This is a genomic window from Aestuariibius sp. HNIBRBA575, assembly GCF_040932005.1.
Lineage (GTDB): Bacteria > Pseudomonadota > Alphaproteobacteria > Rhodobacterales > Rhodobacteraceae > CANLNM01.
In genome coordinates this window covers 2,893,024-2,917,344 of the sequence record NZ_CP162414.1, presented here as the reverse complement: position 1 = coordinate 2,917,344, position 24,321 = coordinate 2,893,024, and the positions used below count along the sequence as shown (strand labels likewise).

General features: G+C 56.2%; 23 protein-coding genes. 10 read left to right on the top strand and 13 right to left on the bottom strand.

The annotated features are described in order from the left end of the window. Nucleotide 1 precedes the first annotated feature (1 nt). The 3 genes from murJ to AB1F12_RS14660 form a co-directional block, all read right to left on the bottom strand. Nucleotides 2-1,540, bottom strand: a complete 1,539-nt coding sequence (murJ, locus tag AB1F12_RS14670) for a murein biosynthesis integral membrane protein MurJ (RefSeq protein WP_368185108.1) — start codon at nucleotides 1,538-1,540, stop codon at nucleotides 2-4. Continuing rightward, complete coding sequence (locus AB1F12_RS14665) at nucleotides 1,537-4,248, bottom strand: [protein-PII] uridylyltransferase (RefSeq protein WP_368188385.1); 2,712 nt, start codon at nucleotides 4,246-4,248, stop codon at nucleotides 1,537-1,539. Before AB1F12_RS14665 ends, murJ begins: the two co-directional genes overlap by 4 nt. A 61-nt stretch (nucleotides 4,249-4,309) precedes the next feature. After that, a complete protein-coding gene (locus AB1F12_RS14660) occupies nucleotides 4,310-5,494 on the bottom strand; it encodes a penicillin-binding protein activator (RefSeq protein WP_368185107.1) in 1,185 nt (394 codons plus the stop codon). Nucleotides 5,495-5,573: 79 nt separating this feature from the next. Here AB1F12_RS14660 and rsmI point away from each other — a divergent pair, with 79 nt between their 5' ends. The 4 genes from rsmI (at nucleotide 5,574) to AB1F12_RS14640 (ending at nucleotide 8,711) form a co-directional block, all read left to right on the top strand. Beyond that, a complete protein-coding gene (rsmI, locus tag AB1F12_RS14655) occupies nucleotides 5,574-6,437 on the top strand; it encodes a 16S rRNA (cytidine(1402)-2'-O)-methyltransferase (protein WP_368185106.1) in 864 nt (287 codons plus the stop codon). Next, the gene (locus AB1F12_RS14650; RefSeq protein WP_368185105.1) at nucleotides 6,437-6,793 is read left to right on the top strand and encodes a YraN family protein; all 357 of its coding nucleotides are present in this window, start codon (nucleotides 6,437-6,439) and stop codon (nucleotides 6,791-6,793) included. Before rsmI ends, AB1F12_RS14650 begins: the two co-directional genes overlap by 1 nt. Nucleotides 6,794-6,861: 68 nt before the next feature. After that, complete coding sequence (gene gshB, locus AB1F12_RS14645; RefSeq protein ID WP_368185104.1) at nucleotides 6,862-7,809, top strand: glutathione synthase; 948 nt, start codon at nucleotides 6,862-6,864, stop codon at nucleotides 7,807-7,809. Beyond that, a complete protein-coding gene (locus AB1F12_RS14640; protein ID WP_368185103.1) occupies nucleotides 7,806-8,711 on the top strand; it encodes an alpha/beta hydrolase fold domain-containing protein in 906 nt (301 codons plus the stop codon). The genes gshB and AB1F12_RS14640 overlap by 4 nt, the downstream gene beginning before the upstream one ends. Here the strand turns inward: AB1F12_RS14640 and AB1F12_RS14635 are convergent. From AB1F12_RS14635 to cobU, 4 genes are all read right to left on the bottom strand, one after another. After that, a complete protein-coding gene (locus AB1F12_RS14635) occupies nucleotides 8,681-10,195 on the bottom strand; it encodes a YifB family Mg chelatase-like AAA ATPase (RefSeq protein ID WP_368185102.1) in 1,515 nt (504 codons plus the stop codon). The two genes, AB1F12_RS14640 and AB1F12_RS14635, sit on opposite strands and share 31 nt — an antisense overlap. A gap of 63 nt (nucleotides 10,196-10,258) precedes the next feature. Next, nucleotides 10,259-10,876, bottom strand: coding sequence for a glutathione S-transferase (locus AB1F12_RS14630; RefSeq protein WP_368185101.1), 618 nt, complete (start codon nucleotides 10,874-10,876; stop codon nucleotides 10,259-10,261). 122 nt (nucleotides 10,877-10,998) lie between these two features. Further along, complete coding sequence (locus AB1F12_RS14625) at nucleotides 10,999-11,577, bottom strand: histidine phosphatase family protein (RefSeq protein WP_368185100.1); 579 nt, start codon at nucleotides 11,575-11,577, stop codon at nucleotides 10,999-11,001. After that, nucleotides 11,577-12,086: a bifunctional adenosylcobinamide kinase/adenosylcobinamide-phosphate guanylyltransferase gene (cobU, locus tag AB1F12_RS14620; protein WP_368185099.1), complete on the bottom strand. Its 510-nt coding sequence runs from the start codon at nucleotides 12,084-12,086 to the stop codon at nucleotides 11,577-11,579. Before cobU ends, AB1F12_RS14625 begins: the two co-directional genes overlap by 1 nt. Nucleotides 12,087-12,213: 127 nt before the next feature. Here cobU and coaBC point away from each other — a divergent pair, with 127 nt between their 5' ends. From coaBC to AB1F12_RS14600, 4 genes are all read left to right on the top strand, one after another. Then, nucleotides 12,214-13,407, top strand: a complete 1,194-nt coding sequence (coaBC, locus tag AB1F12_RS14615) for a bifunctional phosphopantothenoylcysteine decarboxylase/phosphopantothenate--cysteine ligase CoaBC (protein WP_368185098.1) — start codon at nucleotides 12,214-12,216, stop codon at nucleotides 13,405-13,407. Further along, entirely contained in the window at nucleotides 13,404-13,874 is a 471-nt protein-coding gene (gene dut, locus AB1F12_RS14610; protein ID WP_368185097.1) for a dUTP diphosphatase, read from the top strand. Before coaBC ends, dut begins: the two co-directional genes overlap by 4 nt. Further along, entirely contained in the window at nucleotides 13,871-14,905 is a 1,035-nt protein-coding gene (locus AB1F12_RS14605) for a ThiF family adenylyltransferase (RefSeq protein ID WP_368185096.1), read from the top strand. Before dut ends, AB1F12_RS14605 begins: the two co-directional genes overlap by 4 nt. 124 nt (nucleotides 14,906-15,029) lie before the next feature. Continuing rightward, nucleotides 15,030-17,048 carry a M3 family metallopeptidase gene (locus AB1F12_RS14600; RefSeq protein WP_368185095.1) on the top strand — a complete coding sequence of 673 codons (2,019 nt, stop codon included), beginning with the start codon at nucleotides 15,030-15,032 and terminating at the stop codon, nucleotides 17,046-17,048. Nucleotides 17,049-17,051: 3 nt separating this feature from the next. Here AB1F12_RS14600 and AB1F12_RS14595 read toward each other — a convergent pair whose 3' ends face one another. Both AB1F12_RS14595 and AB1F12_RS14590 read right to left on the bottom strand, forming a co-directional pair. Next, complete coding sequence (locus AB1F12_RS14595; RefSeq protein WP_368185094.1) at nucleotides 17,052-17,954, bottom strand: cation diffusion facilitator family transporter; 903 nt, start codon at nucleotides 17,952-17,954, stop codon at nucleotides 17,052-17,054. A 26-nt stretch (nucleotides 17,955-17,980) separates the two neighbouring features. Then, nucleotides 17,981-18,484, bottom strand: coding sequence for an SH3 domain-containing protein (locus tag AB1F12_RS14590; RefSeq protein WP_368188384.1), 504 nt, complete (start codon nucleotides 18,482-18,484; stop codon nucleotides 17,981-17,983). A 133-nt stretch (nucleotides 18,485-18,617) separates the two neighbouring features. Between AB1F12_RS14590 and AB1F12_RS14585 the strand changes: the two genes are divergently transcribed. Beyond that, complete coding sequence (locus AB1F12_RS14585; RefSeq protein WP_368185093.1) at nucleotides 18,618-19,604, top strand: 2-hydroxyacid dehydrogenase; 987 nt, start codon at nucleotides 18,618-18,620, stop codon at nucleotides 19,602-19,604. A 418-nt stretch (nucleotides 19,605-20,022) separates the two neighbouring features. On the opposite strand, the gene AB1F12_RS14580 is transcribed toward AB1F12_RS14585, so the two are convergent. Beyond that, entirely contained in the window at nucleotides 20,023-20,934 is a 912-nt protein-coding gene (locus AB1F12_RS14580) for a pirin family protein (protein ID WP_368185092.1), read from the bottom strand. 93 nt (nucleotides 20,935-21,027) lie between these two features. After that, on the bottom strand, nucleotides 21,028-21,666 hold the full coding sequence (locus tag AB1F12_RS14575; protein ID WP_368185091.1) for a hypothetical protein: 639 nt from the start codon (nucleotides 21,664-21,666) through the stop codon (nucleotides 21,028-21,030). Between the two features lie 228 nt (nucleotides 21,667-21,894). Here AB1F12_RS14575 and AB1F12_RS14570 point away from each other — a divergent pair, with 228 nt between their 5' ends. After that, complete coding sequence (locus AB1F12_RS14570; protein WP_368185090.1) at nucleotides 21,895-22,470, top strand: VPLPA-CTERM sorting domain-containing protein; 576 nt, start codon at nucleotides 21,895-21,897, stop codon at nucleotides 22,468-22,470. A gap of 76 nt (nucleotides 22,471-22,546) precedes the next feature. Here AB1F12_RS14570 and panB read toward each other — a convergent pair whose 3' ends face one another. Then, nucleotides 22,547-23,359, bottom strand: a complete 813-nt coding sequence (gene panB, locus AB1F12_RS14565; protein ID WP_368185089.1) for a 3-methyl-2-oxobutanoate hydroxymethyltransferase — start codon at nucleotides 23,357-23,359, stop codon at nucleotides 22,547-22,549. After that, nucleotides 23,356-24,213 (bottom strand): pantoate--beta-alanine ligase, encoded by an 858-nt coding sequence (gene panC / locus AB1F12_RS14560; protein ID WP_368185088.1) that lies wholly within the window; start codon nucleotides 24,211-24,213, stop codon nucleotides 23,356-23,358. Before panC ends, panB begins: the two co-directional genes overlap by 4 nt. Nucleotides 24,214-24,321 lie beyond the last annotated feature (108 nt).

Below are 24,321 nucleotides of genomic sequence, written 5' to 3'. Positions count from 1 at the left end.
ACTATCGCCGCAGGGCGGATTTAAACTCGGCCAATCGGAATGCACCCAGCAGTTGCCCCAGTCCAAAATAGCTGGCGATGCCGGATGCAACCAAGATCAGCAATGCCAGATACCGCAACGGGCCAGCCGCAAAGAACGGCCCCAACAATACGGCCATCCACCATAGGAAAATGCCCATCAGAACGGATGCGAGGATGATCCGCCAGATGCGTTTCAGAAACCGTGCATCCCAAGTGGCCGCCGCGCCCATGGACCGCGATCCGCGCCATAACAGCCAGACCGTTGCCCAGCCCGCCAACGTGGTGCCAAAGGCGGCGGCAGTAAACCCGATCAACGGCGATAACCCGATCGCCAAACCGGCATTTACCACCATAGAAACAAGCGCATAGTAGAATGGGCGCTTTGTGTCTTCGCGCGCAAAATACAGCGGCTGCAATGCCTTTTGCAGCACAAAGGCAGGTAGGCCCATACCGTAAATCGCCACCGCGATGGCGGTCGATGCCGTGTCATCGCTGCTAAACGCGCCGCGTTCATATAGGACACTGACCAGCGGCACTGGGATCGCGATCAGCGCAATGGCGGCGGGGATTGTCAGCGCGAGGCTCAGCTCCGAGGCGCGATTGAACGCGTCCCGCCCACCGGCTTCGTCACCTGCCTGCAACCGACGCGCCAGATCGGGCAGCAAAACCACGCCAATGGCGATGCCAACCACGCCCAAAGGCAGTTGATACAGACGATCCGCATAGTTCAGCCACGCAATCGCCCCATCAAAGAAACTGGCGACCTGACGTCCGACCAACAGATTGACCTGAACCACCCCACCGGCCAGCGCTGCCGGCGCGGCGATAATCGCCAAGCGTTTCAATTCTGGGGTCATGCGTGGGCGACGCGGGATCAGGGTGAACCCGGCCCGTTTGGCGGCAACCCAGACCAGCGACATCTGTGCAATCCCGGCAAAGGGCACGGTCCAGACCAACGCCGTGCCGATGTCCCAACCCAAAATCACAGCGACGCTCATTGAGGTGATGAACATCACATTCAACAATACCGGCGCGGCGGCGGCGGCCACAAACCGGCCCGTGGCGTTCAGCACGCCAGATAGCAACGCGCCCAGCGAAATAAACAGGATATAGGGAAACGCAATGCGCCCGAATAACACCGCTAAATCAAAGCGTTCATCGCCCAAAAAACCGCTGGCCATGGCCATGACCAACCATGGCATGGCGACCATTGAAAGGCCGGTGAAAACAATCAGGATCGTCGCCAATCCTGTGAACGCATCCCGCGCAAATCCCTGAGGGTCATCGCCGGATTCCAGTTTCTTGGAAAACATCGGCACAAAGGCCATGTTAAACGCGCCTTCGGCAAAGAAACGGCGAAACATATTGGGCAGGCTAAAGGCCACGAGGAATGCCTCAGCCACAGCGCCGGTGCCCAGATAGGATGCGATCAGGATGTCGCGCACAAATCCAAGCACACGACTAAGCAGGGTCCAGACGCCAACGGTCAGGAACCCTGAAATCAGCCGGATTGGCTTCATTCTTTTGCCCTCTCAGCGCCTTGGGAAATGGCTTCGCGCAGTTTCTTTTCCAGCGCGCGTTGTTTGCCCTCGGCGTAGAATTTCAGACCAACCATGTCTTTGACATAAAACGTATCTACGACCTGCTCTCCGAATGTGGCGATCACTGCGGATGCAATATAAACGTTTGAATTCGCAAGTGTTCGGGTCAAATCGTGCAAAAGTCCGGGACGATCCCGTGTGTCCACTTCGATGATTGTGTAAATTTCGGATCCGTCATTATCAAAGGTGATTGAGGTCGGCACCCGAAAGGCGCGTTCACGTTTTTTGATCTTGTCTTTGGACTTGAACGCATCGCGCGTGACCACTTCGCCTTTTAGGGTTTTGTGGATCATGTTGCTGAGCCGTTGCAGGCGCGATTTTTCAAATGGCGCACCGTCGCTGTCCTGAATCCAGAACGCAGCCGTGGCATAGCCGTCTTTGGATGTGAATGTGCGGGCATCCACGATATTGGCCCCCACCAGCGCCAGCGCGCCGCACATCCGGCTAAAGATACCGGGGTGATCGGCCATGGCAAAACAGGCACGTGTGGCGTCGCGGTCTTCGTCTGGGGTCAGGTTGATGCGGATTTCGTCATCACCGATTTCCCACAGCAAATGCGCAAAATCGATATGCGCAGTCACATGCAGGCCTTGCCAGTAATGCACATAATGGCGGCCAATCTCTTTGCGAATGGCCTTTTCGCTCCAATCTGACAGGGATGCGCGCAGAATTTTGCGGGCCTCAGCGCCGCGTTCAACGCGGTTGATCGCCTCCATCCCATCCTCTAGCGCGCGGCGGGTTTGGCGATAAAGCGACCGGATCAGGGTTGCCTTCCAATTGTTCCAAACACCGGGCCCCACGCCGCGGATATCACAGACCGTCAGCACGCAAAGCAGATCCAGCCGTTCGCGTGTGCCCACGGCCTTGGCGAAATCACGCACGGTGCGCGGGTCAGATATGTCGCGCTTTTGCGCCATGTCGGACATCAGCAAATGATACCGCACCAGCCATTCGACATTGTCAGCCTCGGCCTTTTTCAGACCCATGCGCGGCGCGATGGTCCGGGCCATGCGCGCACCGACAATTTCATGAGCTTCTTCGCGGCCTTTGCCGATGTCATGCAACATCAGCGCCAGATACAGCACTTTGCGGTTCACACCTTCGTTCAGAATTGAACTGGCGATGGGCAGCTCTTCTTGTAGCTCTTCGCGTTCGATCTGGGCCAGATTGGACACACATTGGATCGTGTGTTCGTCAACGGTATAGTGGTGATACATGTTGAATTGCATCATCGCGACGATGTTTTCAAACTCGGGAATAAACGCGCCCAGCAGGCCCAGTTCGTTCATCCGACGCAACGCCCGTTCCGGGTTGCCATGTTTCAACAACGTATCAAAGAATATCCGGTTTGCCTCTGGGCGCGATCGCAATTCATTGTCGATTTTGTCCAGATTTGACGCCACCAAACGCATCGCATCGGGGTGGATCAAGGTGCCCGTGCGCAGCGCCTCTTCGAAGAAGCGCAACAGGTTGATGCTATCGGCCAGAAACGTGTCAGTATCGGCAATGGTCAGCCGGTTATGTTCAATTTTATAGGGCGCTTTTGCGGATTTGCGACGTTTGAACAGGCGCAGCAACATCGGCGCCTGTTTCATATGGGTCGCCTCAAGTGAGGTCAGGAAAATCCGGGTCAAATCGCCCACGCCGGTGGCATAACGGAAATAATCCTGCATGAAATATTCGACGGCGCGACGGCCACGTTTATCCGTATATCCCAGCTGTTCAGCCACCGTGACCTGCATGTCAAAAGTCAACTGATCCTGCGCGCGATTGGCGATCAGGTGCAGATGACACCGCACCGCCCATAGATAATCCTCGGCTTGAACAAACGACGCATATTCCTCGGGCGTAAATACCCCCAGATCGACCAGCTCTTCGGCTTTCTGAACTCCATTGGCGTATTTCGCGATCCAGAAAAGCGATTGCAGGTCGCGTAAACCGCCTTTGCCTTCTTTGACGTTTGGCTCCACCACATATCGTTGCCCGCCTTGTTTTTTGTGACGCGTCTCACGTTCTTCGAGCTTGGCTTCGATAAAATCGACGGCGGTGGATTTAAACAGACCTGACCATAATTGGTCCTGTAGTTCCGCAGACAGGGCTTCGTCACCGATCAGATGGCGGTATTCCACCAGCGACGTGCGGATTGTGTAATCTTCGGTTGCCAGTCGGATGCAGTCGCGGATCGTGCGGCTGGCATGGCCAACCTTCAGCTTTAGATCCCACAGGATATACAGCATGGATTCGATCAGGCTCTCGGCCCATGGGGTGATCTTATATGGGGTTAAAAACAGCAGATCGACATCGGAATGCGGCGCCATTTCACCGCGCCCGTAACCGCCCACCGCGATGATCGACAGGCGTTCACCTTCGGTTGGGTTATGCAACGGATGGATGTGGGTTTTGCACACATTCATAACCGTGCTGACCAGACAATCGGTCAGCCAAGTATACGCCTTGGTGGTTGGGCGCGCGGCCAGCGGATTGGCCAGAAACGCCGCGCGGATGGCCGCGGTGCCGGATTCACGCGCCTGTGACAGAACGCGCACGGTTTCTGCACGCACTGTTTTCGGATCGGCGCCTTTTAGCACCGAACCCAATTCCGCATCTATTATTGCGGCGTTAAAAATGTCCTGCGCCGGGCAGATAAAATCGCCCGGCGTGGGGGTGTTGTCATGTGCTTGTTGCGGTTCAGAAACCTGTACCGCCGAAGCTTCTTGGGGCTGGGTCAACGATGACGACCTGATTGTTTTGGATCTGGGCAACTGCCAGACCACGTTGGTTGGTGCCGTCAGGCAGGAAACGGAAAATCCCAGACGTGCCTTGGAAACCAGCGCCTTGGGTGATGGAAGAAGTGGTCAATGCATTGCGGCGACCTGTCGATGCCAGCGCCCCAATTGCAGCGATTCCGTCATAAGCGAGGCTGGCGAGTGGATGGGGGGGGTCGCCGTAGGTGCCTGCGTAACGGTTTTCAAAGGCCTGCGCCAAAGCGACGTCAGGTTTGGCGAAATAGCCGCCTTGTAGGCCGGGCAGGGCCGCCGCCTGAGGCAATGCATCCCACAATGTCAGGCCCACATATCGTGTGGTCGCCGGGGACAATCCCGCCTCGGGCAGGGCTGTGGCAACAATCGACAAATCCGCGCCGATCCCACCGGTCAGAAACACAGCATCAGCCCCGGATTGACGGGCCGCCGACGCGATGGCTGGGGCGGATTCGAGAATGGATTGCTGTGTCATATCATAGGCTTGGATGCCGGACAGGGTGCCGCCATTGTTGCGAACGGCCTGTTCGATCGCGGCCTTGCCAAACGCGCCTTGGGTGTCGTTGCCATGCACAACCAGCCAATTGTCCAGCCCTTGGGTGCGACCATAGCTGACCAGCCGGTTGGCCGTGTTGGCAAAGGTATTGCCCAGAATGAACACATTCCCACCCGCGATGGATGGGTTGTTGGAAAATGCGATGACGTTGGTTCCCGTGCCAGCAACGGCCACACCCACAGCGTTGGCCGAATCTGCGTAAAGCGGGCCCAGAATGATGGCCGCGCCGTCATTCACCGCTGAGATCGCCTGATTAGAGGCAATCGTCGCATCGCCAGACGTATTATAAACACGCAGGTCAATATCAACATCCTGCAAGTCTGCAATCGCCATCCGGGCTGCGTTTTCCAGATTGACCGCCATCAGGTTATCAACCGGATTGCTGGACGCACCGGGCACCAGCAACGCCACCATCACAGGTGCGTCTGGGTCGATCTGATTGCCAGCATTGCCACCGGGCGCAACGACAACGGCGTCACAGGCAGCAAGCCAGACCACAGAAAGAAGGGAGAAAATTCGGATAGCGGTCTTGCGGACACGGGGGAGACAGGCAAACATGGGCAGCACTCTTCTTTGAAGATCAAGGTGGCTCTTGGAACAATGTGCATCATAAGGCCACAGACCGGAGGGTCCAGTAATGAATTACGAAATAAAGGCGCTGTTGCCGGGGCTGTATCTGGTGGCGACGCCAATCGGCAATGCGCGCGACATCACATTGCGGGCGCTGGATGTGCTAGCCTCGGCCGATGTGTTGGCCGCAGAAGACACGCGAACGGCGCGTAAGTTACTGGAAATCCACGGAGTTCCGCTGAATGGACGACGTGTGATCGCCTATCATGACCACAGCAATGCGGGGGCGCGTGACCGTCTGGTTCAGGCGGTGATGGCCGGGCAATCGCTTGCTTATGTATCCGAAGCAGGCACGCCATTGGTGGCCGATCCTGGGTTTGCGCTTGGGCGGGATTTGGCCAAAGCGGGTGGAAAAATCTATGCGGTGCCCGGTGCATCGGCGGTTTTGTCCGCGTTGAATGTCGGTGGATTGCCGACAGATCGGTTTTTGTTTGTTGGGTTTACCCCCAATGCAAAAACCGCGCGCCGCACCCAATTGGCCGAATTGAAACAGACCGATGCTACGGTGGTTTTGTACGAAAGCCCGAAACGGATTCAGGATTTGGTAACCGATTTATGTGACATTTTCGGAGAAGATCGACAGGCGGCGATTTGCCGGGAATTGACCAAAAAATTTGAGGAAACCCTGCGTGGAACACTGGGTGAATTGCGCGATATTCTGTCCGACCGCAGCCTAAAAGGCGAAATTGTCCTGCTGATTGACCGTGACCACGGCGGTGGCGATCAAAGTGCGGATTTGGAACAGGCGCTGCGCGAAGCGATGGCCGTGATGCGTGTCAAAGACGCCAGCGCGGCGGTGGCCGGGGCTTTAGGCCTGCCGCAACGGGACGTGTATCAGGCGGCATTGGCCCTGAAAAAGAAGGATGGATAATGACCGGATCGGTATCCTATCACGCAGGGCTGTCAGCCGAACACTGCGTTGAACGGGCATACCAACAGCGCGGTCATCCGGTTCTGGAACGCAGATGGCGTGGGCAAGCGGGTGAAATCGACCTGATTGTTCAGGACGGCGCCGGTGTGATCTTTGTTGAGGTTAAGAAAAGCCGATCCCATTCTGCGGCCTCGGGGCGCGTATCTGCCAATCAGATGCAGCGCATTATGGCGTCGGCCACCGATTACGTCGGCCATCTGCCCAATGGGCAACTGACGGATATGCGCTTTGACGTGGCTACGGTGGATGGACAGGGTGCGGTTCAAATAATCGAAAATGCTTTCGCTCATTTCTAAGTGATCCCATTGCAGAACCGGGGCGGCTGCGCCATCTATTGGGTTCAAGTTGAAGCCGGAGCCCATTCATGTCCCTAAAAGTTGCCATTCAGATGGATCCCATCGATCCCATCGATATTAACGCCGACAGCACCTTTCGCATCGCCGAAGAAGCGCAGGCGCGCGGGCATGAACTGTTTTATTACACGCCCGACAAATTGGCGCTGGACGAGGGGCGCGTCGTTGCACGGGGCTGGCCGCTAAAGGTGCGTCGCCAAGTTGGTGATCATTTTGAACTAGGCGCAGAACAGGTTGTCGATCTGGCGGAATACGATGTGGTTTGGCTGCGTCAGGACCCGCCTTTTGACATGGGCTATATCACCACGACGCATCTGTTGCAGATGATTCACCCCAAAACCATGGTGGTGAATGACCCATTTTGGGTACGCAATTACCCTGAAAAACTGTTGGTTGTGGAACAATTCCCGGATCTGACCCCGCCGACCACCATCGCCCGCGATCTGGACACGCTCAAAGCGTTCCGTGACCGCCACGGCGACATGATTCTAAAGCCGCTTTATGGCAATGGCGGCGCGGGCGTGTTCAAATTGAAGGCGGGGGATAGCAACATCAATTCGCTGCATGAAATGTTCACCGGGATCAATTCTGAACCCCTGATCGCGCAGAAATTCCTGCCGGATGTGTCCAAGGGCGACAAACGCGTGATCCTCGTGGATGGGGAACCCGTTGGTGCGATCAACCGTGTGCCCGCCGCGGGTGAAACCCGGTCCAACATGCATGTCGGCGGCCGCCCCGAAAAGGTCGACCTGACCGAACGTGATCTGGAAATCTGCGCCCGAATTGGGCCGCTGCTAAAGGAAAAAGGTCAGATTTTTGTGGGCATCGACGTGATCGGTGATTGGCTAACCGAAATCAACGTGACATCGCCCACCGGCATTCAGGAATTGGAACGCTTTGATGGGGTGAATATCGCGGAAAAAATCTGGCAAGCGATAGAAAACCGCCGCGCAGGATGAGCCTGCGCCTGTGCATTCTGAACGTCGGACTGCGTTATGTGGTCCGGCGTCGGTTGTTGCGCACAAAAACGCCAGAAGCTGCGGAACGTGATTTTGCACGCGTCGCCCCGTGGGTGTTTCGCCGCCCCCCTTTTTTGCGTCATCTGAAACGGATCGGACCAGTCACGTCGCATTGGGTGTCTATCGGCGCCTATCCGTCACGCAAAATAATCCTTTATTTTCATGGCGGTGCTTATATTGCCGGTTCTGGTGAAACCCATCTAAGCCTGCTGGGGCGTTTGGCGAAATTGTCCGGCATTGAAATCTGTGCCCCTGATTATCGTCTGTTGCAGGATGCCCCATTTCCTGCCGCTTTTGACGATGCGTTGGCCATTTGGGACGATCTGATCGCCAAAGGATACCCCCCATCGGGCATCGTTCTGGGCGGAGATTCCGCCGGGGGTGGGCTGGCTTTGGCGTTGCTGTCAAAGCTGTGCCAACGCGGACAACGCCCCGCCGCTGCCTTTGCGATTGGGCCATGGACCGACATGACATTATCGGGGGATAGCGTGGCGGAAAACGCGCGCAATGATGTGTTGCTGCCCGTGGCACGCATGCAGGACGTGGTGGAACAATACCTACAAAGCGCAGACCCAAAGGACCCGCGATGTTCGCCCCTTTTTGCGGAATTTGACGCGCCGCCCCGGGTCCTGATTCATGTCGGAAAACAAGAGGTTCTGTTGTCAGACAGCCTGAGAATCGCGGAAAAAATTGAAAAATCCGGCGGGCGGATCAACCACAGAGTTTTCGACAAACGCCCCCATGTCTGGCACATCTTTGATGGTTGGATTCCTGAATCGCGTCCCGCCATAAAAGACATCGCCGCGTTTGTTCAGATGTCTTTGGACGTCGACAAACGATAAGAGATCGCCTCGGCGATATGGGGTTTGCGAACGTCTGCTGACCCGGCCAAATCGGCGATTGTGCGGGCGACGCGCAAAACCCTGTGATACCCCCGCGCGGATAATCCAAACCGCTCTGCCACCATGATCAGCAAGGCACGCCCTTCGGTATCAGGGGTTGCGATTTGTTCTAGGATGCTGCCTTCGGCGTCTGAATTCAGCGCGATATTGTCGGCGTTTTGGTATCGGCTGGCCTGCAATTCGCGCGCGGCCGCAACGCGTTGGGCAACCTGCGCCGAACTTTCCCCAGATGGGGGCAGGTCAAGATCCGTGAACGCAACAGGTGGAATTTCAACGCGCAAATCAAAGCGGTCCATCAAGGGGCCGGATATGCGGTTTAGGTATTCTTCTCCACATAAGGGAACGCGGGCGCAGGCGCGGGCGGGATCGGATAAATATCCGCATTTACAGGGGTTTGCCGCCGCGATCAGCATGAATTTGCACGGGTATTTGATATGGGCATTGGCGCGGGCGATCACAACTTCGCCGGTTTCGATCGGTTGGCGCAGGGTTTCCAAAACGGGCCGCGGGTATTCTGGAAATTCATCCATGAACAGCACGCCGTTGTGCGCTAGGCTGATTTCTCCTGGTTTTGCGCCCCGTCCCCCCCCGACAATTGCGGCGATAGATGCGGTGTGGTGAGGTTCACGAAAAGGGCGTGTTCGGTTGATGCCGCCGTCCTCCAACAGCCCAGATAATGAATGGATCATTGAGGTTTCCAGCGCCTCAATTGGGGTCAGTGGGGGTAAAATACCCGGAATACGCGCTGCCAACATGGATTTCCCCGATCCAGGGGTGCCGACCATAAACATGTGATGGCGGCCTGCTGCGGCAATTTCCAAGGCCCGTTTGGCCCGTTCCTGGCCTTTTACATCGCGCAGATCCCGGACGTGATCGGTGTTTTCCACTTCGCCGGGGATGGCGACGGGCAGGGGGGCGTTGCCGGTATAATGACGCACCGTATCGGACAGCGATTTTGCGCCATGCACGGTGCAGGCCCCGACCCAAGCGGCCTCGGCGCCGCAAGATTGCGGGCATAGCAATATCCGTTCATCTTCGGCGGCCTTCATGGCGGCGGGCAGGGCCCCGACAACCGGCACCAGACCCCCATCCAATGCCAGTTCCCCCAGCGCGACGGTTTGCGCGACTTTGTCCTCTGGCAAAATGTCCATCGCAGCCAAGAGCGACAAGGCTATCGGCAAGTCAAAATGACTGCCCTCTTTGGGCAGGTCGGCGGGGGACAGATTGATGGTGATCCGTTTGGATGGCAGGGCGATCGCCATAGATGACAGGGCGGCGCGCACGCGTTCGCGGGCTTCTGAAACGGCTTTGTCTGGCAGGCCAACGATGGAAAAAGCAGGCAATCCCGGCGTCACGGCGCATTGCACTTCTACGGCGCGTGCCTCAACCCCTTCAAAGGCTACCGTATGTGCCACAGCAACCATGTTACCCTCCATCAACCTTGGTCAAGGAATGGGGCAACATGGTTTAGAACTGGTTAACGTGTCTTAAGAAACCGGCCAATCGGCCTTGGTCAATGGCAGGTCATATGGCACGGGGTCATAGGTCACTTTGGCCCCTTCGGCGCGCCATTCCACGAAATGCGGATCCCGCAAATGGGTCATGACATAGTCCCGCGCCGCATCACTGAGAGGCAGTCCGTATCCGGCCAAACGCGCCGCCACAGGCGCAAAGAACACATCCGCAAGCGAGTAGTCCCCAAACAGCCAAGGGCCGGCAGGTTTCATGGCGCGGGCACGGGCCCACATGTCTTCGATACGGGCGACATCGGCCAAAACAGCGTCTGAGGGGGTGAAATCAGCCCAGGAATGGGCCAAATTCATCGGACAATCCCCGCGCAAAGCGGCGTAACCCGAATGCATTTCGCTGACCATCCAGCGTGCAAATGCCCGATGCGCTGGGTCCGCAGGCCACATGGCAATATCTGGGTGACGTTCCGCCAGCGTTTCAGCCATGGCCAATGTATCCCCCACCACGACATTGTCCGGGGTTTTCATCACGGGCACCAATTTGGCCGGGGCCAGCGGTTTTAGATCCTTGGCCATCGTGCCGGAATAAAGCCCGGCCATATGTGTGTTTACGGGAAGTCCGAATTTAACGAACATTAACCAGCCTCTGAGAGACCAGCTGGAGAAGGTGCGATCACCAATATATAAATCATATGTCATAGGGGGATGGTATCCTTGTAAAAATGCGTTTGACCAGTTCGGATTCGTGAACAGGTCCATCAAGGTCTGTGATTAATGCGGCCCATGCGCCAGTTTTGTCCGTCAAATTCCATGTCGGTAACGGATAAATTATCAATGACATGCCCCATCGCCTGATAGGCTGTGCTGCCGGATGCGCGTTGAATCTGGGTCATAATCACTCCGATATGGGCCACCGCAATGAACACATTATTTGGATGCAGGGCGTTCATTTTATCGACAAACTGCCCGACACGGTTGGCCACTGCGTTCCAGCTTTCGCCATCCGGGGCCGCTAAATCGCCCGGTTGCTCCCAGAACTGACGTGACAGGTCGGGATCACGTTCGGCGACTTCGGAAAAATGCAGCCCATCCCAAGCGCCAAAGTTAAATTCACGTATGTCCGCAAATACCCCAAGGTTCTGACGGGTCCCCTGAATGGCCTTGGCGGTGTCGGATGCGCGGATCAAATCCGATGACAGAACATAGGCGGCTTGAGGCAAATAGGACCCTAACCGGGATATCTGATCTGTATTCGACAAATCCGCCGGGACATCGCGCCAGCCAACAAAGTTTTTTTCATGGGTTGGACCGTGACGCACCCAATGCCATTGGGTCATTATAACGTTCCCTTTAGGGCGGTTGGCAGGCCCACTGTGACCTGAACCACCAGTTCGGCCCGCGCGGCAATGGCGGTGTTCAGCTGCCCATGAACACGCTGAAATTTGCGCGACACAGCATCGGCGGGCACCAAACCACCGCTGAGATCATTGGACACAATAACCAGCGGCGCGGCGCAATAGGCTATGGCATCGACAAAGGCATCGATGGCCGCGTCCATATCCCGATCGGCACACATCCAATTGGTCAGCCATAATGTGGCGCAATCCAACAATACAATCCGATCCTCGGGGATGGATTGCAAAACGGGCGCAAGGTTTAGCGGCTCTTCTATGGTTTGCCAGTCAGGGCCGCGTTGCGCCCGATGATCGGCGATTTTTGCCGTCATTTCATCGTCCAACGGCTGAGACGTGGCCAGATAAACCCGCTCAGCTTTGGTTTGCATGATCAGCCGTTCTGCATAGGCGCTTTTGCCGGATGCGACGCCGCCAATAATGAAAGTCAGCATGTGTATTTGCCCCTCTAAGAGTTGAAACCGTGATTACCCCATCAGATATCTAAGGGAAAGCGGCGCACCTGTTTGCTCCTTGCGTGTGATGGGATTAGGGTTTGGGTGAAACGAATTGGGGGCGGTTATGCTGTCAGGCAAACACATTCTATTGGTCATCGGGGGCGGGATCGCGGCCTTTAAATCGTTGGATCTGATCCGGCGATTGCGCGAACGCGGGGCGCAGGTGACGCCGGTATTGACCCAAGCGGGGTCAGAATTCGTCACGCCATTGTCGGTGTCTGCGCTGGCGGGGAACAAAGTGTTTCAGGACCTGTTTGATCTGAACGATGAATCCGAAATGGGCCATATTGAACTGTCCCGCGCGGCGGATTTGATCGTTGTCGCCCCTGCTACGGCGGATTTGATGGCAAAAATGGCGTCCGGTCTGGCCAATGATTTGGCGTCGACATTGTTGTTGGCGACGGACAAACGCGTGTTGGTGGCACCGTCGATGAATGTCCGGATGTGGGATCACCCCGCCACCCAGCGCAACATCAAAACCCTGACCAATGATGGTGTTTTGATGGTTGGCCCCAACAAAGGCGACATGGCCTGTGGCGAATTTGGCCCCGGTCGCATGGCAGAGCCACTTGAAATTGTGGACGCGGTTCAGGCTGCGCTAAACGATGGCCCGCTGAAAGGGAAACATGTGTTGGTCACGTCCGGTCCGACCCATGAACCTATTGATCCTGTGCGCTATATTGCCAATCGGTCATCTGGATCCCAAGGGACCGCGATTGCAAATGCCCTGTCAGCGCTGGGCGCAGATGTGACATTTGTCACCGGGCCTTCGGATGTGCCGCCGCCCGCCGGCGTCAAAGTGATCGCTGTGCAAACCGCTAAACAGATGTTGGAGGCCGTGCAAAACGCATTGCCCGCGGATGCCGGGGTTTTTGCCGCAGCCGTGGCGGATTGGCGGATGGCAAATGCGTCTGATAGCAAAATCAAGAAAGACGGTAACGGATTGCCCGTTTTGGAATTTGCCGAAAACCCCGACATTCTGGCGACGGTCAGCCAAATGACGGATGGTCGCCCTGCATTGGTGGTCGGATTTGCTGCGGAAACGGATGATGTGATGGCACATGCCACGGCCAAACGCGCCCGCAAGGGGTGCGATTGGATATTGGCCAATGATGTCAGCCCAGAAACCGGGATCATGGGCGGGACCGAAAACGACGTGACCCTGATCCATGCGGACGGCGCCGAGGATTGGCCGCGCATGACCAAAGATGACGTGGCCCGCAAACTGGCCGTTCGCATCGCAGAGGCGTTGAAATGACCCCGGTTGTGGCGCTGGAATGGTTGGACGGGGCAGATCAAACGCTGCCTTTGCCGAATTACCAGACATCAGGGGCTGCTGGTGCAGATATCTGCGCCAATTTTGACGACAGGATGCCGGTTACTTTGGCACCGGGCGCACGTCAGTTGATCCCCACCGGCCTGCGTATGGCCATTCCGGATGGGTTCGAAGTTCAGGTCCGGCCCCGATCCGGATTGGCGTTGAAACACGGGATCACATTGCCCAACACGCCTGGTACAATTGACAGCGATTATCGTGGCCCGGTTGGGGTCATTTTGATGAATGCCGGGGATCAGCCGTTTACGGTCGCCCATGGCGACCGGATTGCGCAATTGGTGGTCGCGCCCGTTGTTCAGGCGGGCTTTGCGGAGGTGCAGGGGCTGGATGAAACAGAACGTGGGGCGGGTGGCTTTGGCTCGACCGGAGTTGCGGAGCCGTCCAAGTGATCGTTGTCCTATCCATGGCGGCGGCGATGTGGGGGATCGGCATCGTGATGAAAATCCCGATGCACATTCGCACAACGATGATTGCGGTGTTGTTTGGCGCTGTGATTTTGCTGCACCTGATCCTGCCGGATGGGCATCCGCTGCGTCAGGCAACCGGCGAATCCGCCGCGCTTTGGGTGATGTTGCTGGCATTTGGCACGATCATCTGGGGCTATGCCAAATTGGTGCGCCGCCTAAAGGCGCGCGCGATGCGTACCACCCCCGATATGGGGCCAAAGCCGACATTTTCCGAAACAGAACTGGACCGATATGCCCGCCATATCGTGCTGCGCGAATTGGGCGGTCCGGGGCAAAAGGCGTTGAAAAACGCGCGTGTTTTGGTGGTTGGGGCCGGGGGGCTTGGATCGCCGGCGCTGTTATATCTGGCCGCTGCTGGTGTGGGCACAATTGGGGTGATTGATGACGATGTGGTCGACAATTCAAACCTGCAACGTCAGGTGATCCATACGGATGCACAGATCGCCACCCCCAAGGTGTTCTCTGCCCAAGCCGCGATGCTGGCCCAGAACCCACATATCGATGTGAAACCCTATCACCGACGCTTGAACGACGAGTCGGCTGAGGATCTGTTTGCCGAATATGATCTGATCCTCGAAGGGTCGGATAACTTCGAAACCCGGTATCTGGTCAATCGGGTCGCGGCCAAATTGGGCAAACCGGTGATTGGTGCGGCCCTAACCCAATGGGAAGGCCAGATCAGCACCTATAATCCAGCCAATGGCGGGCCCTGCTATGAATGCATTTTCCCCACAGCCCCTGATCCGTCGCTTGCTCCGAATTGTTCCATCGCGGGGGTGATCGGCCCGTTGCCGGGGGTGGTTGGATCTCTGATGGCGGTTGAGGCCGTCAAACAGATCACCGGCGCTGGGCAGGGTTTGGCGGGGCGTATGCTGATCTATGATGCGCTTTATGCGGAAACACGGATCATGACGCTGAAACCACGGGCCGATTGCCCAATTTGCGGCCACTGATCCGGCCAATCGGTGCGGTGATCACGCGTCATATCGCGATGGTGATCTGTCAGAGGATTTTCTAACCACTTGGTCATGGTGTTCTGGCATAGGGATGCCTAGATTCCGATCAAAGGAGATCACCATGACCAACCCACTGCTTTCGGACTGGGACACACCGTTTGGATTGCCCCCGTATGATTTGATAGATGACGCGCATTTTTCACCCGCAGTGCAGGCCGGGATCGAACAGGCCCGCGCCAATATTGCGGCCATCACCGACAATCCCGATACACCCACATTTGCCAATACAATCGACGCGTTGGAATTGGCGGATCAAAACCTGAACCGTGTTTTGGGCGCGTTTTATAGCATGGCAGGTGCGGACAGCAACGACGCCCGCGAAGCGTTGATGCGGGAATTTGCCCCAATCCTATCGGCGTATTCATCGGAAATTTCGTCCAATACCGCCCTGTTTGCGCGCATTGATGATCTGTGGGACCGGCGGGATGATCTGGATTTGAACGCCGAACAGCGCCGCGTTTTGATGTTGACCCATCGTGGATTTGTCCGTGGCGGCGCGCGTTTGGATGGTGAAAATTCGGATCGCTTAACCGAGGTGAAATCGCGCCTGTCTGTGCTGGGAACAGAATTCACCCAAAACCTGCTGGCCGATGAACGCGACTGGCATATGGAATTGGATGCAGATGGCATTGCAGGTCTGCCGGATTTTCTGGTGGCGACCGCGCAATCTGCGGGCGCAGAAAAGGGCGTGGATGGCCCTGTTGTCACGCTGTCGCGGTCCTTGATTGTACCGTTTTTGCAGTTTTCGACCCGTCGCGATCTGCGAGAACGGGCCTATCGCGCGTGGACATTGCGCGGGGCCAATGGTGGGAAAACCGACAATCGCGGCATCGCCGCTGAAACCCTGAAATTGCGCCATGAACGGTCTAATTTGCTGGGCTATGACACGTTTGCAGATTTCAAACTGGAAACGGAAATGGCAGGCACACCGGATGCGGTTCAAAACCTGTTAAAACAGGTCTGGGAACCCGCCAAAGCCGCCGCGCTAAAGGATGAGGCAATCCTGACGGATATGCTAAACGCGGACGGACATGACGGACGGTTAGAGCCGTGGGATTGGCGCTATTATTCGGAAAAACGTCGGCAAGCTGAACATGATTTGGATGAAGCGGAACTGAAACCATATCTGCAATTGGACCGCATGATTGAGGCCTCATTTGACTGCGCGAACCGGTTGTTTGGACTGGAATTCGAAGAGATTGACGCCCCGAAATACCATCCAGATGTGCGTATCTGGAACATCACCCGCGATGGGCGGCACATGGCGACCTTTGTCGGGGATTACTTTGCGCGCGGATCAAAACGATCCGGTGCGTGGTGTGGCGCGATGCGGTCCCAGCAAAAACTGGCCGGGGATATCCGCCCGATTGTCACCAATGTCTGCAACTTTGCCAAACCTGCCGCGGATGCGCCTGCGTTGTTGTCATATGATGATGCGCGCACGTTGTTCCACGAATTTGGCCACGCATTGCATCACATCCTGTCGGACGTGACCTATGAAACCGTGTCCGGCACATCCGTTGCACGCGATTTTGTTGAATTGCCCAGCCAGCTATATGAACATTGGTTAGAAGTGCCAGACGTATTAGCAAAATTCGCAACCCATGCAGAAACCGACGCGCCAATGCCGCAGGACCTGCTGGACAAAGTGCTGGCCGCGGCCACCTATGATGCCGGGTTCAACACGGTGGAATATGTGGCGTCAGCCATGGTCGATCTGGCGTTTCATGACGGGCCTGCGCCCGCAGATCCCATGCAAAAACAGGCTGAAGTTTTGGCCGAATTGGGCATGCCCCATGCCATCGGAATGCGCCATGCCACGCCGCAATTTGCCCATGTCTTTGCCGGGGATGGATATTCCTGCGGCTATTACAGCTATATGTGGTCCGAAGTTATGGATGCGGATGCGTTTGTCGCCTTTGAAGAGGCCGGTGGACCGTTTGATCCGAAAATGGCCAAGCGATTGGAAACACATATCCTGTCGGTGGGCGGATCGGTGGATGCCGCAGAGCTATACAAAGGGTTCCGGGGGCGGATGCCCGGCGTGGATGCATTGCTGAAAGGGCGTGGATTGGCCTAGCGGCTATCGCGTATCTTCGGGGTGTTTGGTCACCCCAACAGGGTCTTTGTGGATCAACACATCAGCACGCGGATGGGCCTTTACGATGGCCCGCCGCAACGCCGCGCCAATGGCATGGGCCTCTTCTAGGGTCTGGCTGCCGTCCAGTTCGATATGCATGTTCACAAACATGCGGCTGCCAGAGGTGCGGGTTTTCAGGTCGTGGTGGCCATGCACGCCGGGGAAATCTTGGACGATATTGCAGATGTCCTGAATGACCGCCGGATCAGCGCGCCGATCCATCAGCGCATCCCACGCGCCTTTTCCGACACGCAGCGCCCCGATGGCCAATAGGGCCGCGGCACCCAGCGCCACATAGGAATCCACCCGCATAAACCCGATTTGCGCCGCATATAGCGCGATAATCGCGCCAAAGTTTGGCACCAAATCCCCGAGGTAATGCAGGCTGTCAGCCTTGACCACGCGGCTACCGGTTTTGTGCGCCACATAGCGTTGCCACGCCACCAATGCCAGCGTGACGCAGATCGAAAACACCATCACGGCGATACCGCGATTGGTTTCCTGAACCGGCTGCGGGGTGCTGGCGAATAGGCGCATCACCGCAACGCCCGCGATGATCCCGGCGGATGTCAGGATAAACAGGCATTGCGCCAAGGCGGCCAAATCTTCGGCTGAGGAATGCCCAAAGGCGTGGTCTTCGTCTGCGGGTTTGGCGGCATAGGCAATCGCAGCCAAACCGGCGATCGAAATCAACAAATCCAATGCAGAATCCGCCAAAGTGGCGGCAATCGACAACGACGCCGTTTCCCCCAAGGCCCACATTTTTGCCATGACCAAAACAAACGCGACCGTGACCGAAAAAACCCCGGCGGATATGTTTAGTTTTGACTCGGTTTGGTTGGCCATATTCTCAGCTACCTCGGCGGATATCGCTAGTCGAGGATTTCATCGGCGCGCACGCCCCAATAGGCGCCTTTGCGGGCCCAGCCCCGGTGACCGTCGGCCGATAATTGGCACCAGTCCAATGAACATTCGCCAATCCGGGCGATCACACCCTGTTGCAAAACCGCGTTTTGGGGAGCATCCGCTGTGGGGCGGGCCAAGAGCGGCAAATCGGGTTGATCAATGATCACTGTGCGCGTCCCTGACAGCAATGCGTAATGGACCCAACCCCCAAAACCGTCGCGATCAATCACCCGACGCCAATGGCCATATTCAGCCGTAACCTGTAGCGGCATATTGCGCCGCACAAACACCCAATCGATCCGATGCGACAAGGATGGACCGCGTCGCACATTGCCTTCTGCGGCTTTTAGCGACACGAATCGCGGGATTGGCAAATTGGTTTCCGACCCAACCTCTTGGGCGCGCAGGTCAGTCGCGGAATGGGGAACAATCAGTGCAAAAGCGAGTAAAATCCCCGCCAGACGAGCCATGGTCATCGTCTTTTCCTGTCTTGATAATGTCTACTCGGCTGCGGTCGTTATTGTGGTGGGTTCTTGTGGTCGCCGCGCTTGGGGTGCAAGGTGCCATGGAAGGTCACAAATGAAAAGAAGACTGGAGGCATTGATGCCAACCAAAGATCTGAGTGTTGTTGTCACGCGACGGTTGCCCGAACCGGTTGAAACCCGCATGACCGAGCTGTTCAACGTGGAATTGCGCGACACAGATACGCCCATGACCCGCGCAGAATTGGCCGCGGCAATGCAGCGCGCGGATGTGTTGGTGCCCACGCTCAGTGATCGGATCGACGTTGAGTTGCTGGATCAGGCCGGGGATCAGTTGCGGTTGATCGCAAATTACGGCGCAGGGGTGGATCATATTGATGTGAATGCTGCGCGCGAACGCGGGATTTTTGTGTCCAACACGCCGGGGGTCATGACCGAAGACACGGCAGACATGACGCTGGCCTTGATCATTTCAGTGACCCGTCGACTGCCCGAAGGCGTGGCCCGGATCCAAGGTGGCAAATGGACCGGTTGGTCGCCCAATGCGCTGTTGGGGGGGCGTATTTCTGGACGTCGGCTGGGCATTTTGGGCATGGGGCGGATCGGGCAGGCGGTTGCGCGGCGTGCCCAAGCCTTTGGAATGCAAGTGCATTATCACAACCGTCGTCGTTTGCGCCCTGAAACCGAACAAGATTTGGGGGCAACCTATTGGGACAGTCTGGACCAGATGGTTGCGCGTATGGATGTGATTTCAATCAATTGTCCACACACGCCATCGACGTTCCATTTGATGAATGCCCGTCGTTTGAAATTGATGAAACCGTCGGCTGTGATCGTCAACACGTCGCGGGGTGAAGTGATTGACGAAAATGCGCTGACACGGATGTTGAGGGCAGGCGAAATCGCCGGGGCTGGGCTGGATGTGTTTGAACACGGGTCGGAATTTAACCCGCATCTGCGTCAATTGCCCAACGTGGTGCTGTTACCGCATATGGGATCCGCTACGGTCGAAGGCCGTATTGAAATGGGGGAAAAAGTGCTGATCAACATCAAGACGTTTGATGATGGTCATAGGCCGCCGGATTTGGTTTTGCCGACGGTGATCTAGCCCCGATGATCTAAGGGGCCGTGGATTTGAAAGGTCCGCCATTGATCACAAGCGGGCCTGTTCTTTTTATTGTGGTGTCATTTAGGGCGCATTGAAATTGCAATTCGCACCCACGGGCCCGCGTAATAACGGGTCCAGCATGACATGCCCCATCAGCAACGCTTAGCGCGCGTTTGACAGGTCCGGTACAAAGACCGGTGAATTGTAATTGCGACTAGAAACCACATCTTGTGGTGCTGCACCGCAAGCGGACAACATCGTCGCACAGCATAAGGCTGCGACTAAAATACGTGACATAACTGCTCTTTCTCAAGTGACCCATTTTTTGGGCCTTACCCACACGTTAGCATATTTTTTTGGATGATGAAAGTGGTACAGAACCGGCTGTGGCGGCGCTGCACCAGTTATTAACAAGGGCTTAACGGGTGTCTTTGATAAAGGTGCCTTGGCGTAGTTCCTTGATGGCTTGCATCAATTCCGCCTTGGAATTCATCACAATGGGACCGTGCCACGCCACAGGTTCACGGATGGGGCGGCCCGTTATCAGCAAAAACCGCATCCCTTCGGGGCCTGCCTGAACAGAAATTTCATCACCCGCATCGAATCGCACCAATGTGCGTTCGCCGGTTAAATCCTGAAACGATAATTCCTGTCCGTTGAATTCTTTTTCAACCTGAATACCCACCGGCGCAGAGGCATTGGCAAAGCTGCCTGATCCGGCAAAAACATAGGCCATTGCATTGGCGCGCGTGTCCACGGGGATCACTTTGTGACGGCCTGCGGGGATCGAAATATCAACGATCAACGGGTTGGCCGCGACCCCATCCACCGGCCCGGTTTTGCCCCAGAATTCCCCGGTGATGATTTTGGCGGTTGATCCGTCTTCTTCGCCTTCTATTGGTAAATCGGCGGCGCCAATGTCCTGATACCGGGGATCGGTCATTTTCAGATGGGCCGGTAAATTGGCCCAAAGCTGAAACCCATGCATCGCCCCCGCAGCATTCCCGCGTGGCATTTCCTGATGCATGATCCCGGATCCGGCGGTCATCCACTGCACCGACCCTGCGCCCAGCACACCTGTATTTCCCAGGCTGTCTTGGTGTTCGACTTCGCCATCCAGAACATAGGTGATGGTTTCGATCCCGCGATGGGGATGCCATGGAAACCCTTTCTGAAAATCCGCAGGATTGTCGCTGCCGAAATGGTCCATCAACAAAAACGGATCGGTCAAACTGCTGTCGCCAAATCCAAACAACCGATCCAGTTTAACGCCAGCGCCCTCAATTGTGGGCTGGCCGATCATGGTCTGTGCAATAGGACGTAGTGTCATGTCATCGCTCCTTTGACCTAGAATATAGGGTGCAATTTTGCGTTAACATCCCACGTTTGCGCACCGAAGCTGTGTTGCCGTGAACCGTTTGTCTTAGCCCCAGCGCGTCGGAAGCGACGTCGTTTCATTCAAAATGCTGCGATAATGTTTCATGGCATGGGCGGGAAAACGGCGTTTTTTGGCGGGGCTCAGCAGATGAATTTTACCCATATGGCTAAAGCTGGGGGGCATGCCCGGCACCAGATCGTCACTGCGGTTGATGATCAGCAGTTTTTCGTCGTGTTTCACAGCACCTTTGATGAATTTCGGGCGCGGGGCGGCAAAACAAATCGCGGGCGCGCCATAGGTGCGACACAGGATTTGCGCCGACGCCGCGCCCAAAGAATGACCAATGATCAATTTGGGCTTTTTGTTCAGTCCGCTGAGCCACGTGGTCAGCACCCGTGAATAAGACAGGAAGCCTTGATGCCAAGTGGTCCCGCTGGTGCCTTTTTCGGTTTTGTCACCGCTGAGCGCTAGTTTCACATTCCCGAGGTTCAGCACCCGCAGATTGAACCGTATATAATCGCGAATGGAATTTGACCCCGGCAGCAATAGGATGTCGCCGTCTAGGAAATGGCCCTGAACGTCGGCATCCGGGCAGGAATGCAGGATACGCGGGCTGTTGATCCCAGAGGGGCTATAGCTTGCTTCGGCCAAAATGGCGGCGTCTTTGATGGACATGCTGGGCATAATACGCTCCTTAAATAGGGGGATTAGGCGCGGATGCGGCGGGTTTGTCCAGTCAGGTTGCCCTGACCTAGTGCTGGCGTCTGGAACGTTAGGGAACGGGTCCGTTTATGGATTGTCAGCCTATCCGTACATCAAGAAGTGCAGGCAGTATTGGCAAAATTTATTGCGCAATTTCAGATAAGCATTTACCAATCTGGAAATCATAAACAATTGATTGGGAAAGAAATCATGAAGCTAATCAAAACGAGTTTGGTATTTACCTTTTTGTTCATTTCTACGTTGATGGTCGCGCCGGTTGCGGCGCTGGCAACCACGTTGAACTACACAATCAGCGGAACTGGTTCAGGTAGTTTAGACGGCACATCATTTTCCAATGCAGAATTTACATTTTCGCTGACCGGTGACAGCGAAAACTTGTCCAGCAACATTTTGAACCCGCTGGATTCTGCGACGTTTTCCATCGCAGGTGTTGGATCCGGCACATTCCATCTCGCAACACGAATTGGCGCAATCGGGAGTGTGGTTTTCTTTAGCCGCGGCAGCGGTTTAGACCTCTTTGATTTCTTTACAGACGCTACCGCTGACTTGTCATCCGCATTTACAGTATCGGGAACTGGGGGGGCATTTGCCTTGAACCAGTTCAACGATGTCGCAACATCGGCAGGCGCATTGGGGTTTGATTCCGCATCGGGCATTACCTTCTCTTCAGAGGCGCTTCCGCCCGTGCCACTGCCAGCGACAGCTTGGATGTTGTTTGCAGGCTTGGGCGGACTGGCCGCGTTTAAGCGTCGTAAAACAGCTTAACGCCGATCATAAATGACAAAAAACAGCCCGCGGCACTCTGTGTTCGCGGGCTGTTTTTATTCGGTGATGTTTTGGACTAGCGGTAAACTTCGTCTTCACTCGGGAAGGAACGGTCTTTGACTTCATCGGCATATTTGCTGACGGCTTCTTCGATCATCGGGCCTAACGTGCCGTAAACTTTGACGAATTTTGGCGTCCAAGGGTTCATGCCCAGCATATCCTCAAGCACCAAAATCTGACCGTCGCAATCGGCGGATGCGCCGATGCCAATCGTTGGGATGCCGATTTCTTTGGTGATCCGTGCAGCCAGTGGTTCAACCATGCCTTCCAATACCACGGCAAAGGCCCCGGCTTCTGTCACGGCTTTGGCGTCGGCGGAATGCAGATCCCAGCTGTCTTCGTCGCGGCCCTGGGTTTTGAACCCGCCCATGACGTGGCTGGATTGCGGGGTCAGGCCGATATGGGCCATCACCGGAATGCCGCGTTCGGTCAGGAATTTGATTGTCTCAGCCATGCGCGCGCCGCCTTCCAGCTTGACCGCGCCACAGCTGGTTTCCTTCATGATCTTGGCTGCGTTGCGAAACGCAATGTTGGGGCTTTCTTCATAGGACCCAAACGGCATATCGACGACGATCAGCGCGCGCTGGGTGCCACGCACCACGGCTTTGCCATGCATGATCATCAGATCCAGCGGGACACCCACCGTGGAATCCATCCCATGCATCACCATGCCCAGACTGTCGCCGACCAAAATAAAATCCGCGTATTTGTCAACGATCGCAGCGGTATGCGCGTGATAGCTGGTCAGGGAAACGATCGGTTCGCCGCCCTTGCGGTTGGCGATTTGCGGCACAGTGATCCGGCGGATGGTTTCTGTTTGGCTACTCATGGATGTATCTCCCTTTGGTCGATCAACAGGACCTGATTATCGCCTGCGCCGAATTGGGCAGAGATCATGATCCCGATTGTTTGGGTCACCGGGCCGGTGGCCGGTTCAAATGTGTCCGCAATCACGATGTCCACGGCCATCAACGTGGCGCGAGGTTCTGCGGTGATGGTATCACGGATTGCTTGGTTCAGGATGTCCACCTGAGCACCCTCTGCGGCCAGCATTTCGGCGCGGCTCAACGCTTGGTTCAACACAATTGCGGCCGCGCGGTCGGGGGCAGTCAGGCGGACATTGCGCGATGACATGGCCAACCCGTCGGCTTCGCGCACGGTTGGCACGCCGACAATCTGGATTGGCATGTGCAAATCCCGCACCAACCGGCGGATCACGGCCAGTTGCTGAAAATCCTTTTCCCCGAAATAGGCCGCATCGGCCTGAACAATGTTGAACAATTTGGTCACGACGGTGGCCACACCGCGAAAATGCCCCGGACGCACCAGACCGTGCAACATATTGGCCAGACCGGTGGTTTCGACGATGGTTTCGTCACCGTCTGGGTACATATCCCCGGCATCGGGGATAAACACCGCCGCGACACCCGCGTCGCGTAGCATTGTCAGGTCGGCCTCTTCGGTGCGGGGGTAATTGTCCAGATCGGACGGGTCGCCAAACTGGGTCGGATTGACAAAAATCGTCGCCACCACGCGGGAATGGGCCTGAACCGCCGATTTCACCAGCGCCATATGGCCTGCATGCAGCGCGCCCATGGTTGTGACCAATCCCACGCTGTGATCTGCGTTGCGAAACGCGGCCATTTGGGCGCGCATTTCTGCGATGCTGCGACAAATTTTCATCACTCTCTCCCTTTGATGCAATGTGTAAGCGTTGGCGATCCATCGCGCAACTTTCTTTCGCCGCAGCGCGGCAATGCCCCCTGAGGTCGGTTTCATGCCAAGACAGGT